Raw genomic sequence first — 12,999 nt, forward strand, 5'->3', positions numbered from 1 at the left:
CATGTCGTATGGCTTACGCCAGTCGCTTATATCCTCGTGCTGAACCACGAGGTTTTACGCTCCAAGTGATAAAAAATAGCCCGACAATGCGGGCTATTTTAACGGATCTTCAGTTGATGCGCAGAGTCGATCTAAAATCATTTAATCTTTGCGAGGCATCGGAATGATATGCACTTTTTCAATTTTGTGCCCATCCATCGTCACCACTTCAAAGATATGCTGATCTGCATTCAGTTTTTCACCATTGGCTGGTAAACGCCCTAAATGGAACAGGATATAACCGGATAAAGTTGAATACTGTTCGGATTCATCGACCAGATCACGACCAAGTAATAACGATACATGACGAATATCGGTCGAACCGTCGAGCAACAAGGAACCATCATCTAAACTTTCTGCTGCAGTTTCTGGTTCATCTTCATCAGGGAATTCACCCGCAATGGCTTCAAGCACATCAATTGGTGTTGCAATCCCTTCAATTGAACCATATTCGTTCAGCACAAGTGCCATTTGTAGCGGTGCTTGACGCAATTGTTCCATCACCATCAAGACTTGGGCATTTTCATGTACCACCACCGGTTCGCGTAAGTGTTTTTCAAAATTCAAAACGCCAGTTTCGATATAGTCATTCATGACTTTATGCGTTAGCACGGCGCCGGCAATATTGTCGAGTTCACCATGTGCCACGATTAAACGTGAATGCGTGGTACTGAGTAATTGCGCGCGAATTGCTTCAGGTGCTTCATCCAAATCAATCCATTCCAGTTCTGGACGTGGGGTCATTACCGACTTCACTGGACGTTCAGACAGTCCCAACACCCCTTGTACCATGACGCTGTGGTAAACCCCATTGTCTTCATCAAAGACTTCATCGGCAAAGGCACGTGTTGCAAGAACATCTTCATTTTCATTTGGATTATCCGCAACATTTTTCCCACCGAGCATACGCATTACGGCTGATGCTGTACGGTAACGTAAATCGGTAGTAGTAACCATTTTTTCCTGATTGTGACGCATAGTCTGGTTCAGGAATTCGATCAGTACCGAGAAACCAATGGCTGCATATAAATAGCCTTTTGGAATATGGAAACCAAAGCCTTCCACCAGTAATGAGAAACCGATCATCATCAAGAAGCAGAGACATAAAATCACTACGGTCGGATGACGGTTAACGAAATTCATTAATGGTTTCGATGCCCAAAGCATAATGCCGACCGCAATAATCACGGCCACCATCATCACAGACAATTCTTTCACCATCCCGACCGCGGTAATCACGCTATCGAGGGAGAATACGGCATCCAATACTACGATTTGTACGATCACCATCCAGAAAGTCGCATGCACAGGATTTTCTTCCTTTAGCATCGGTTTGTTTTCTAGACGTTCACGTAATTCCATCGTACCTTTAAACAGCAAGAACACCCCACCAAACAGCAAAATTAAATCGCGTCCAGAGAAGGCATGGTCAAAGATATGGAATAATGGATTGGTAAGGGTCACTACCCACGCGATCGAGGCCAGCAGTACCAACCGCATACACAGTGCGAGCATTAAACCGACGATACGTGCAGCATTACGTTTTTCTGGTGGTAATTTTTCCGCCAGAATGGCAATAAATACGAGGTTATCGATCCCCAGAACAATTTCGAGAATCACCAGCGTCAGTAAACCGACCCATGCAGAAGGGTCAGACATCCATTCAAAGATCATTGCTGTCTCTCCTGAATGTCTAGTGCGCTAGGATAATTTCGTGCCAAAGACGAAGTAAATTGAAAATGCTGAAACGCTTTTGATGGCGTTATTTCTAATCGATATATGTGTGCGGAGCGACAACAACCACTGCCCATGTCGGTTCTTTGCGTATAAAAAGAGGTTTTTAGTATAGCAAGTTAAGCTAAAAATTCATCTTTTTTTACCAAAGTACAATTCCACCGGTCACATACGATGGCTGATGCACGACATAAAACGGTCATATTTTCATGCCAATGTAGAGCCAACAAAAATAACATGCTAAGGTAAAATAAAACTGAATGAATAGTGGATTAAATATGTCAGAACAATTAACCAATCCCGCACCCCTCACCACTCAAGCTTTAATCGCGCTCTATTGCGGCTCCCGCTCGGGCAATAACCCGATTTATAAAGAAAAAGCCATCGCTTTGGCACAAGGTATCGCCGAACAAGGACTCGGTTTGGTTTACGGTGGTGCCAGTATTGGCCTCATGGGACAAGTCGCAGATACCGTGATCCAACATGGCGGTGAAACTGTCGGTGTAATTCCAGAATTCATGTTGGACTACGAAATTGCACATAACCATTTGACCGAACTGCATGTGGTTCGTAGCATGCATGAACGTAAAGCCTTGATGGCAAAACGTGCCAGTGCCTTTATTGCCCTGCCGGGTGGCTTAGGAACCTTTGAAGAGATTTTAGAAATTGCCACATGGGGCCAGCTCAATCAGCACCAAAAACCGATGATGCTGTATAACGTCAATGGCTTCTATGACGCCTTGATCGCTCAACTGGATCATGCAGTGATTGAAGGTTTCCTCCCGCCACAGCACCGTGCAAAATTAATTGTATGTAACTCATCGCAACAGATTTTTAGCGCTTTGAAAAATTTGGATGGGCCAAAACGTTTTGTGGTTTAAGCCCACATTTTGCAGCAATTCAACATAAAAAAACGGGGTAATTTCCCCGTTTTTTATTTGCACATTCAAGTATAAATTAAGTCCCAGAGACCATACGATAGAACCATGGCAATGTCGTCGCCAAGAAAATACTCATCAATAGACCCAACATTAACTTCATCGCATCTTTACTGACATTACGTGAAGTCCGGTATTTATTTACCTCACGTAAATGCATTGACATTGCAAATTCACGTCCGGCCAATAGCCCCAAGAATACCCATGTGGTACTCATTGGAATATTACTCCACTCTTTGAATACCAATAAAATCAAGGCATATATAAAGTCGATAATGGTGGCTGAACGAATATCCGCGACGCCGGTTTTGGTATCGATAATGCCCTGAATTGCCCCACCGCGTTGATAGAGAATAACCCCAAGTAACACGACAAAAACCATAATGGCAAAAATCAGAAATTCAAAAGGTACTTGGCGAGGAACATAAACAAAGATGTTGGCCAAGTCCTGAATTAACCACTGACTCCATAAGAAGGCGGTGGAAACCCACTGTAATCCGACCCAAACATTTGATGGGGTGGTATCACGTGTTTTACTGAAGTAAGCCGAAATACCTTTGATGACAAAGCGATACACAATAATCGCCACAACAAAGGCGACGGCATAACCCATCATCGATTTGGTTAGCATCGAGCTTAAACTGCTTGGCGAAAAAATCGTCAGCACCAAGAATGTGGTACTGACTGGGATTCCATATCGGGTCAACAGAATCAGTAAAATGGGCGGTACAATATACAGCCACGTCATCCCTTCTTTCGGGAATGGGATCGTTTCCAATCGCCCATAGGATGCATCACCCACACCTGAGGCATACCAACCATACACCAGTACGGCTGCCAAAATACTGCTGACATAAATCCACAACACCCACCATGGACGGTGCGCATTCGACGAAATAAAGGTACCCAAAGTTTGCGGCACATCATTACCGACAATTGAATAGGCCGCGAGACAGAAGCCTATGACCATCAAAATTTCGATTGTCATGAAAACAAACACCTTTGCCATAATAAAAAAGCCCTCCAGCAACTGAAGAGCTCGGCCGCATTATGACAGCTTCTCTAGCATTGATACAATTTAGTACAGCAAATTTCAGCCCCTAAAATAAAAACCTCAAATAAAACAAATATCTTAGTCTTGGTTTATTTTAATTTAAGCAGATAAACCACCGTTATTGCAGCTACATCATTGACGATTACCAATCAGGCGAGGTCTTTGGTGAATATTAGGCAGCAAAGCTTTTACTACACCCTATTTCAGAGATTCCTTTAAACTGTTTAAAAATCTTCGCTTTATCCATTATGAATAACACGCCAACGCATCAGGCCTTACAACCCGAATTCAGACTGTTAGTGCTGTTGGTCTCGATCGGCTTTTTTATGCAAGGGCTGGACACCACCATTGTCAACACAGCCATTCCTGCCATGGCGCACAGCTTGGGCGAAGACCCGCTGCAAATGCACAGTGTGGTGGTGGCCTATGTCTTGTCCGTTGCAGCGTGTATTCCTTTAAGTGGTTGGCTGGCCGATCGCTTTGGTGTGCGAAATATCTATTTTAGTGCCATTATTATTTTTACCTTGGCCTCTCTGGGCTGCGGAATGGCCAATAGCCTCAATGAACTGTTGGTCTATCGAGTCATTCAAGGCATTGGCGGAGCATTGCTGTTACCTGTGGGGCGTCTCGCCATGCTGAAAGTCATTCCACGCGCACAATTTTTATCGGCCATGAGCTTAATGAGCCTTGCAGGATTAATGGGTCCTCTCATTGGTCCAACACTTGGTGGCTGGATGGTTGAATTCACCACTTGGCATTGGATTTTTTTGATTAATATTCCCATGGGACTTTTAGGCGGACTGATTACCTTTAAAGCCATGCCAAATGTCACAGAGCCAACGGTACGGCGCTTTGACTTTATGGGTTTTATTTTATTGGTTGTGGCGATGGTCGGTTTATCTTTAGGGATTGAAAATTTTGCCAGTCCGCACCTGCCCTTATGGTGGAGCCTCATGCTGATTGGTGCGGGTATGGCTGCTTGTTTAATTTATGCCTTTCATGCACATACCCATGCACATGCGCTGTTTCGCAGTCAGCTGTTCAAAAATCGAATCTATGCCATCGGCATCGTCGGTAATTTCTTTGCGCGGCTCGGTGGCAATGCCATGCCCTTCCTGATTCCCTTAATGCTGCAAGTGGCCTTTGGTTTTGAGCCCTTTCTTACTGGTTTGTTGATGATTCCCACCGTACTCGGCTCATTGGCCTCAAAACCGATTATTCGTCACATCATTCAACGCTTTGGCTATCGTAAAGTCTTGTTGGTCAACACCTTATTGGTTGGCACCTGTATTTGTAGTTTTGCTTTATCCACCGCAGAAACACCGACTTGGTTACGTGCCTTGCACTTCTTTATTTTTGGCGTTTTAAATTCACTGCAATTTGTTTCCATGAACACACTGACTTTAAAAGACTTACCGCAGCAAGATGCCAGTAGCGGCAACAGTTTCTTGTCGATGATTATGATGGTATCGATGAGTATCGGTGTGGCTTTGGCAGGTACCTTGGTCAATGTCTTTACCGCCTATTATGGCGCTGCACAGATAGAAACTGCCTTTCACAGCACACTGATTTTGCTCGGTTGTATTAACCTGATTACTGCCGCAATTTTTTGGAAAATTCCTAAAGATAGGGCGGTATAAAAAATGAAGCGTGAAGCAAAGGTCATGGCCGATCTGCATCGAAACATTACAGTTCTGCTATGATGAAACGGATACTCGGATGAATGTTCATGCCTAAAAAAGTCAAAGCCCGTAAGCCTCAAAATTCACGCCACATATATCGCCCGCTTCTTGCAGGTGTAGGCTTAATTGCGCTGACTGGACTGAGTTATTTGGTATTTATGCCGCATCGACCGGCTTCTGCAGAAGAATATCTAGTCAAAGGTTTTGATGTCTCACATCATCAAAAAGAGATTCAATGGTCAAAAATTTCGCCGAAAAAGTATCAATTTGTCTACCTTAAAGCCACGGAAGGCGGCGATTTCAAAGACCGTAAATTTCAAGACAATTGGCTACAAGCACGTGAACAGGGTTTTTGGGTCGGAGCCTATCATTTTTATCGCCTCTGTCGCGACGGCAAAATCCAAGCAGAGAATTTTATTCAATCGGTCCCTAAAAAATCGGATGCACTGCCCCCCGTGATTGATTTGGAATATGACAGCAACTGTATCAATGCCTATAGCAAAGAGCAGTTACTCAAAGAAATCGCCTATATGCACGACCGCTTGTACACGCACTATGGCAAACAACCGATTTTTTATACCTCAAAAGCATTTTATAACATTGTCTTGGCTGGTGAGTTTACCAAAACGCCGCTTTGGGTCCGTGAATATAAAGGACCTCCTGAGCTCAAAAACAATCCCAAATGGCTAATTTGGCAACATACCAATCAAGGGCAGATCCAAGGTATTTCCACCCCTGTGGATTTAAATGTATTTTCCGGTGACCAACATGCGTGGACCTTCTTTTTAGAGAAAAATGGCATTTACCCGATTAAACGTCATTAACTCAAAATACAGCCTTGAACGAACCTGATCGGTGTTTATCACCCAGTCAATCTGTGTCGTTTACATTGCAGCGCCCGCTATGGAGCATACGCAGACTATGCGATACTGCATATCTCTATTGACATTTTTGCCTTAAGTGACATGAGAAAAATTATCCATATCGACATGGATGCCTTTTATGCTTCTGTTGAGTTACGGGAGCATCCTGAGCTCAAACAGCTTCCTGTCGTCGTGTCTTCTCATCATCCGCGTGCCGTGGTTTGTGCCGCTTCCTATCCCGCACGTGAATTTGGTTTACGTTCTGCCATGTCGATGGCACAAGCACGTAAACGCTGTCCGCAGGTGATTGTCATTGAGCCAAATTTTGAAAAATATCGTGCCGTTTCTGCCCAAATTCACCAAATTTTCAGACAATATACCGCGTTGATTGAACCACTTTCTCTGGATGAAGCCTATTTAGATGTGACGGAAAATTTAAAACAGATTCCCAGTGCGACCGAAGTTGCAATGCGCATACAGGCTGAGATTTTTCAGACCACAGGATTGACCGCTTCTGCCGGTGTAGCACCGAATAAATTTCTCGCAAAAGTTGCATCCGATTGGCATAAGCCGAATGGCATTTGTGTAATTAAACCCGCTCAGGTACTAAACTTTATTCACGATCTTCCCCTAAAAAAAATCCCAGGAGTCGGCAAAGTCATGCAAGAAAAATTACATGCCTTACAGCTATATACTTTGGGGGATTTACAACAAATTGAAGAAGTGGTTTTAATTCATCACTTTGGCAAATACGGCAAGCGATTATTTTTGTATGCTCAGGGTATTGATGAGCGTCCCGTACAGGCTGAGCGTGAACGGCAGCAAATTTCCACAGAAACCACCTTTAATGATGATTTGACCCTGCAACAATGTCAGCCGCATTGGTCCACATTAATCGAGCAAATTTGGCACACCTTAGACAAAAAACAGCTCCGTGCACGCGGGGTTTCTGCCAAATTAAAATTAAAGAATTTTCAAGTTTTACAACACAGCAAAAGCTTTAAAACCGCCCTGCACAGCCGAGAGGATTTAGCACAGGTATTACATCAACTGCTAGCAGAAATGCATATTCCAGCTGATTTTCAATTTCGCTTGATTGGGATTGGACTGTATCAATTGACGACACCAGACGCTGAAATGCAACTGTCCTTAATTTAGTTTTTTAGTACACTTTTCCTGATTTTGTCTAAATCTTAGACAGAAGAACAAAAATAAAGCAATTAGCTATTCACAAAGCCTGAAATTAGAGTAATCTATCCACGCACTACATTATCCGTGTATGCACTGAGATGCTGAAAATCACCTTTACTTTCAGCATGCTGTCCTGTGATTGGCGTGACGATCAAATCCGAATATTGCAGGGCAACTCTGTTGTTAAGTCATGGAACATCCCGCTGTATGCGCTCTGCCTCTTCTCCTGCAACACTTCAATCTCTTTTATAAAATCATAATAACGTGCTCACACAGCTGCTCTCGGTAGTTTTATTGCTGCTGTCACTGCTATCATGCCGCCAATCTAAAACAAATTTAAATCATATCTTTTTAGGAGAGCTGTGATGACCATTCAACGTATGCATGTTTCGAAACGTTTTTCAGAAATTGCTATTTCGGGTCAATTGGTCCATTTAGCAGGCCAACTTGCATCCGACCTCGACTTAGATATCAAAGGTCAAACCCAGCAAACCTTCGATATCATCGATCAGTTTCTTGCCGATGCAGGTACAGACAAAAGTCACATTATGTCGGTGACGATTTATCTTAAAAATATTGAACAAGACTATGCTGCATTTAATGAAGTTTGGGATGCATGGGTTGCCAATATTGAGGCCCTGCCTCGCGCTTGTGTTGAAGCGAAATTATATGATCCTAAAGTGTTGGTTGAATTAACAGTAGTAGCCATTAAACCCGAATAAAGTGCGTTACATGTAAGACTCACCGTATAAAAAAAGCATGTCCTGAGACATGCTTTTTTTATGCAGTTGAATACTCTACCCTATCCAATGATCTTGATCTTTTTACGCTCAAGGTCCGAATATAAATGATACTTTTTCAGATCATTTACAGGCACAAAAGGTACGTGTGAACGCGGTTCATTTAAGAAATCTTCACGTAACTGCACATATTCAGGCACATCATCATAACGGATGACGCGATAGCCAGCTAAGGACAGTAAAGCATCTTGATATTGCGCCTGCTGAAAACGTTTCAATACCATCGGATCATCGAGAGCAACAATGGCCTGAACCTGCTGCTGCTCATTCAAGACCACAAAATCAGCAACCATATTGCGGTATTTATTTCGTGTCCGATAATATTTTGTGGTTAGTAATGCATCAAAAGAGACATGGGCCAAAATCGTATGATTGGGCAAAATTTCTTTCAGACGCGTGTAAGTCAATTGCTCATTAATATTGAAAATTGCGCGTTGTTTCAAAGCGCTGTCTTGTGGTCTAGAACCAACTTCCAAACTTTTCCATGCTATTATGAGCACACAGAGGAGTAAAATACTCCCTATTGCTATGTATATAGTCATCTCATAATCCTTTATATTTTTTATATTGTTAGTTTTCACTTCCTTTTTATACTTAGGAAGTATACAACCACTATTATTTTTTTAATTCCCTATTAAAAAAATAACTCTAACTTTCACATAACTCACATTCAATCTGACAAAAAGTTGCAAATACTTAACAGTCAAACCTCATATGCCACTTCAGTTCAGAGTAATAGCATCCTGCCATTTATAGATACTTTAGAACATTCGCTAAAAAATCAGCAAGGAGATCTTGACTCATCGTCAGACAATTCCGATGAACTGTTAATTTTAATTAAAATTTGATTAGACATTGTCTGTGTATGATAAAAATGCAGACATCAGCTTTATTCAAAAAATTTCACCCTCATAACTTGATCAAAACGAGATCTCTTTAAAATCAGACAGTCCAAATAAATAAAGACACCGAAGTGTCTTTATTTAGTTAAATTAAAAAATTACGCTCGAGATTTTGATTTACCTTTTGCTTTAGATCCGCCAAATGGTTTTTTAGCATCACCTGTTTCACGTGGTGGTAAACCCGTATGCTGAGTTAAAATTTGCCCTTTCTTCGGCGCATTTTTTCCACGATTTTGCCCTTGCGCATTGTGCTGACCACGAATACTTTGACCACTCGTACGTTTTTGCGAATCCCCCGCCACGCTTGAATTTTTCTTACGTGCCGATTGATATTGTCCTTCTGCGGCACCTGCCGGCTGATAGGTCGGAATCAAATGCTGTTTTGAGTTACCAATTAAGTCTTGGCGCCCCATTTCTTTCAAAGCATCGCGTAGTAAAGGCCAGTTGTTTGGATCATGGTAACGTAAAAATGCTTTATGCAAACGGCGACGTTTCTCCCCCTTCACAATATCAACATTTTCAGTATAACGCGCCACTTTTGCCAACGGGTTTTTACCGGTGTAATACATAGTGGTTGCGGTTGCCATTGGCGAAGGATAAAAAGTTTGTACCTGATCGGCACGGAAACCATTTTTCTTCAACCAAATCGCCAAATTCATCATGTCGTAATCGGTCGTACCCGGATGCGCCGCGATGAAATATGGAATCAAGTACTGTTCCTTACCGGCCTCTTTACTGAAACGATCAAACATTTGTTTGAAGCGATCATAAGTCCCAATACCCGGCTTCATCATTTTATTGAGTGGGCCTTTTTCGGTATGTTCCGGCGCAATTTTCAGATAACCGCCCACATGATGGGTTACCAACTCTCTGACATATTCAGGGTTCAAAACTGCCAGGTCATAACGCAGACCTGAACCAATCAGAATCTTTTTAATGCCTTTAAGCGCACGCGCTTTACGATACAACTGAGTCAATGGCGCATGATCGGTGTGTAAGTTTTGACACACTCCCGGGAATACGCACGATGGTTTACGACAGTTCTTTTCAATCTCAGGATCTTTACATGCCAAACGATACATGTTGGCTGTAGGTCCACCTAAATCGGAAATAATACCGGTAAAACCCGGTGCGGTATCTCGAATTTTTTCCACTTCACGCAGAATTGATTCTTCTGAACGGTTTTGAATAATGCGGCCTTCATGTTCGGTAATGGAACAGAAAGTACAACCACCAAAACAGCCACGCATGATATTGACCGAGAACTTAATCATGTCAAAAGCAGGGAAACGTGCATCACCATAAGAAGGATGTGGCAAACGCGCATACGGCAAGTCAAACACGTAGTCCATTTCTTCTGTAGTCAATGGAATAGGTGGTGCATTGAGCCAAACATCGCGTTCGCCATGCTTTTGTACCAAAGCACGCGCATTGCCCGGATTGGTTTCTAAATGCAAAATTCGGTTGGCATGTGCATAAAGCACTGGATCATTAACTACTTCTTCAAACGCAGGCAAGCGGATCACCGCCAGTTCACGCGCGGGTAATTTATGTTTAATCGCTTTTGATGAAGGCTGAAGCTGCACAATTTGAGTATTTTCATCCAGATTATCCCCTTCACGGACAATCGGATTGGCCACCGCTTCTTTTTGGAAACCTTGATATTGGCTAACGCTATCTTTACCTTTCTCGATTTCACAACCGTCCAAATCTTCCGTCATCACATAAGGATTGATGATCGGATCAACCCGACCGACTGTATCAACATCATTCGAGGCAATTTCGACAAATTTGGCTTTCGACGCGCGGTTATTTTTATTCACAATAAAAGCAGTACCACGAACGTCGGTAATTTCGTGAATTTTTTCGCCTTTGGCTAAGCGGTGCATAATTTCAGTGATCGAACGTTCACCATTACCATACATCAGCAAATCTGCTTTAGAATCCATCAATACCGAACGACGAACTTTATCAGACCAATAGTCATAGTGCGCAATACGACGTAAAGATGCTTCAATCCCACCTAGTAATACTGGTACATCAGGATAAGCTTCACGCACGCGTTGGCAATATACGGTTGCTGCACGGTCAGGACGTTTATTTGGTAAATTATCTGGGGAATAAGCATCATCTGAACGGATTTTACGGTCAGCCGTATAACGGTTGATCATGGAATCCATGTTTCCTGCCGTTACACCCCAAGCGATATTTGGTTTACCCAAAACACGGAATGCATCTGCATTGGTCCAATCCGGTTGTGAAATAATACCGACACGAAAACCTTGCGCTTCCAAAGTACGACCAATAATGCCTGAACAAAATGACGGATGGTCGATATAGGCATCACCGCAGACTAAAATAAAGTCACAACTGTCCCAACCGAGTTGATCCATTTCCTCGCGTGACATCGGCAAAAATGGCGCAGGGTCAAAACAAGACGCCCAATATTTGTCGTAATCAAACAACGCTTTTGGCGCAGTTTGCATGGTAAAAGCAGTAGACATGGCTAGCGATTCTCGGCTGGCAGATGATGGAAGATCTGAAAAAAATTAGATCAAAGATGAAAGCCGAGCATTTTACCATGAATTCCATTCATCTTGCTTGATTATAATTTATACAAAATCAAATAAGTAATTTAAAACTTTTATAAAACAAGGGGGGACGAAATGAAAAATATGAATGATGACGGAAATTTTTCGTGTTGATTGAATATTCATAAGATTTTAGAAGATGATGAACCCACTTGAGAGATATTTCCTGAGACATTACAGGTTTACCCTTAACTGATTACTTAACTCTTCAGTACATCAAAGACCTTAAAGGATGGAATTTACAGGTATTTTACGTGCTGATATTTTTAGACTTTAGCTATAGCTTTCTCAGAATAATTACAAATTACTTATGAACTCTCCAATCAATAGTAACTCTCTGTATTTATTATTTTAATTCTTTAAGTTTAAACGCTAAAAATAGCCCAATAATAAGATTGAGCAGATAAAATACGCTAATCCCAACCAGCCAGCAGCTTCCCAAATGAGTCCACTGCTACTGCTCAAGAGACTTGAGCCTAAGTAGTAGCAAAACAAATAGAGAGCACCCACTGCCCTATACTGTAAAGACTGTACTGAAACCCAACTACTCGCAATCGAATGTGCTGCAAAAAATGCGAAAGTAAAGATAATCAGTCCAATTAACACTGCCCACAAAGAGGGCAATAACATCACCAAAAGTCCAAACAGCAACATTGCGAGTAAAATACGATGACATCCAAAACGATGACTCCAACTTGCAGCACGAGGTGAACTATAAATTCCAGCTAAATAGACTATTGAAAATAGATAATGGAAAGCTACTCTGTGCAGGATTGACATGAAAAAACTGAGTAAAGATTGGTATCATCAGTTGTACACAATACAAGGATGAAAATATAGCTGATTACTTAACTCTTCAGTACACCAAAGACCTTAAAGAATGGAATTTTACAGCTATTTTTACGTGCTAATATTTTTAGAATTTAGCTATATCGCAAAACCTGCTAAAAATAATGAAAAGAATACGGCTAGAAAGGGATCGAATTCCATATTCAATATATGTTATTTCAGGGGGTAAATCAGACATAGACTTTCAACTCATGCACCCAAATAGTATACGCCTATCAACCTTTAATATAAAAACCACATACTCAATCAGTGAGTTTTGACCCAATTCTCCCCATTTTCTTTTTTTAAGCATAAAAAAATCCCCCTGCTCGCTTTGAGTCAGGGGGATTTGAATAATGAGCTGGCGATGACTTACT

The 12,999-nt window shown here is 42.0% G+C and carries 9 protein-coding genes and 1 pseudogene; 5 read left to right on the forward strand and 5 right to left on the reverse strand.

The genetic code is table 11. From position 1 onward, the window contains the following. Positions 1-141: 141 nt before the first annotated feature. Entirely contained in the window at positions 142-1,713 is a 1,572-nt protein-coding gene (locus tag ACN6OV_RS11980) for a TerC family protein (RefSeq protein WP_427953234.1), read from the reverse strand. 320 nt (positions 1,714-2,033) lie between these two features. On the opposite strand from ACN6OV_RS11980, the gene ACN6OV_RS11985 reads away from it, so the two are divergent. Beyond that, positions 2,034-2,654, forward strand: a complete 621-nt coding sequence (locus tag ACN6OV_RS11985) for a TIGR00730 family Rossman fold protein (RefSeq protein ID WP_427953236.1) — start codon at positions 2,034-2,036, stop codon at positions 2,652-2,654. A gap of 76 nt (positions 2,655-2,730) precedes the next feature. On the opposite strand, the gene ACN6OV_RS11990 is transcribed toward ACN6OV_RS11985, so the two are convergent. Beyond that, positions 2,731-3,699 carry a hypothetical protein gene (locus ACN6OV_RS11990; RefSeq protein WP_427953238.1) on the reverse strand — a complete coding sequence of 323 codons (969 nt, stop codon included), beginning with the start codon at positions 3,697-3,699 and terminating at the stop codon, positions 2,731-2,733. A gap of 314 nt (positions 3,700-4,013) precedes the next feature. On the opposite strand from ACN6OV_RS11990, the gene mdtD reads away from it, so the two are divergent. The 4 genes from mdtD (at position 4,014) to ACN6OV_RS12010 (ending at position 8,223) form a co-directional block, all read left to right on the forward strand. After that, positions 4,014-5,405, forward strand: coding sequence for a multidrug transporter subunit MdtD (gene mdtD / locus ACN6OV_RS11995; protein WP_427953240.1), 1,392 nt, complete (start codon positions 4,014-4,016; stop codon positions 5,403-5,405). An 89-nt stretch (positions 5,406-5,494) separates the two neighbouring features. Further along, positions 5,495-6,271 (forward strand): glycoside hydrolase family 25 protein, encoded by a 777-nt coding sequence (locus tag ACN6OV_RS12000; protein WP_427953242.1) that lies wholly within the window; start codon positions 5,495-5,497, stop codon positions 6,269-6,271. Positions 6,272-6,412: 141 nt separating this feature from the next. After that, positions 6,413-7,468 carry a DNA polymerase IV gene (dinB, locus tag ACN6OV_RS12005; RefSeq protein ID WP_427953244.1) on the forward strand — a complete coding sequence of 352 codons (1,056 nt, stop codon included), beginning with the start codon at positions 6,413-6,415 and terminating at the stop codon, positions 7,466-7,468. A gap of 398 nt (positions 7,469-7,866) precedes the next feature. Next, complete coding sequence (locus ACN6OV_RS12010; protein ID WP_427953246.1) at positions 7,867-8,223, forward strand: RidA family protein; 357 nt, start codon at positions 7,867-7,869, stop codon at positions 8,221-8,223. 80 nt (positions 8,224-8,303) lie between these two features. Here ACN6OV_RS12010 and ACN6OV_RS12015 read toward each other — a convergent pair whose 3' ends face one another. The 3 genes and pseudogenes from ACN6OV_RS12015 to ACN6OV_RS12025 form a co-directional block, all read right to left on the reverse strand. Beyond that, positions 8,304-8,843, reverse strand: coding sequence for a DUF2726 domain-containing protein (locus tag ACN6OV_RS12015; RefSeq protein ID WP_427953248.1), 540 nt, complete (start codon positions 8,841-8,843; stop codon positions 8,304-8,306). A gap of 458 nt (positions 8,844-9,301) precedes the next feature. Continuing rightward, positions 9,302-11,707, reverse strand: coding sequence for a YgiQ family radical SAM protein (locus ACN6OV_RS12020; RefSeq protein WP_427953250.1), 2,406 nt, complete (start codon positions 11,705-11,707; stop codon positions 9,302-9,304). A 459-nt stretch (positions 11,708-12,166) separates the two neighbouring features. Continuing rightward, positions 12,167-12,541 (reverse strand): annotated as a pseudogene (locus ACN6OV_RS12025) (MFS transporter); the annotation flags it as partial. Positions 12,542-12,999 lie beyond the last annotated feature (458 nt).

This window comes from Acinetobacter sp. (genome assembly GCF_050285345.1).
GTDB lineage: Bacteria > Pseudomonadota > Gammaproteobacteria > Pseudomonadales > Moraxellaceae > Acinetobacter.

Coding starts and splice junctions, on each gene's coding strand:
- ACN6OV_RS11980 (WP_427953234.1), bottom strand. CDS start 1,713: ATGATCTTTGAATGGATGTCTGACCCTTCTGCATGGGTCGGTTTACTG.
- ACN6OV_RS11985 (WP_427953236.1), top strand. CDS start 2,034: ATGAATAGTGGATTAAATATGTCAGAACAATTAACCAATCCCGCACCC.
- ACN6OV_RS11990 (WP_427953238.1), bottom strand. CDS start 3,699: ATGACAATCGAAATTTTGATGGTCATAGGCTTCTGTCTCGCGGCCTAT.
- mdtD (WP_427953240.1), top strand. CDS start 4,014: ATGAATAACACGCCAACGCATCAGGCCTTACAACCCGAATTCAGACTG.
- ACN6OV_RS12000 (WP_427953242.1), top strand. CDS start 5,495: ATGCCTAAAAAAGTCAAAGCCCGTAAGCCTCAAAATTCACGCCACATA.
- dinB (WP_427953244.1), top strand. CDS start 6,413: ATGAGAAAAATTATCCATATCGACATGGATGCCTTTTATGCTTCTGTT.
- ACN6OV_RS12010 (WP_427953246.1), top strand. CDS start 7,867: ATGACCATTCAACGTATGCATGTTTCGAAACGTTTTTCAGAAATTGCT.
- ACN6OV_RS12015 (WP_427953248.1), bottom strand. CDS start 8,843: ATGACTATATACATAGCAATAGGGAGTATTTTACTCCTCTGTGTGCTC.
- ACN6OV_RS12020 (WP_427953250.1), bottom strand. CDS start 11,707: ATGTCTACTGCTTTTACCATGCAAACTGCGCCAAAAGCGTTGTTTGAT.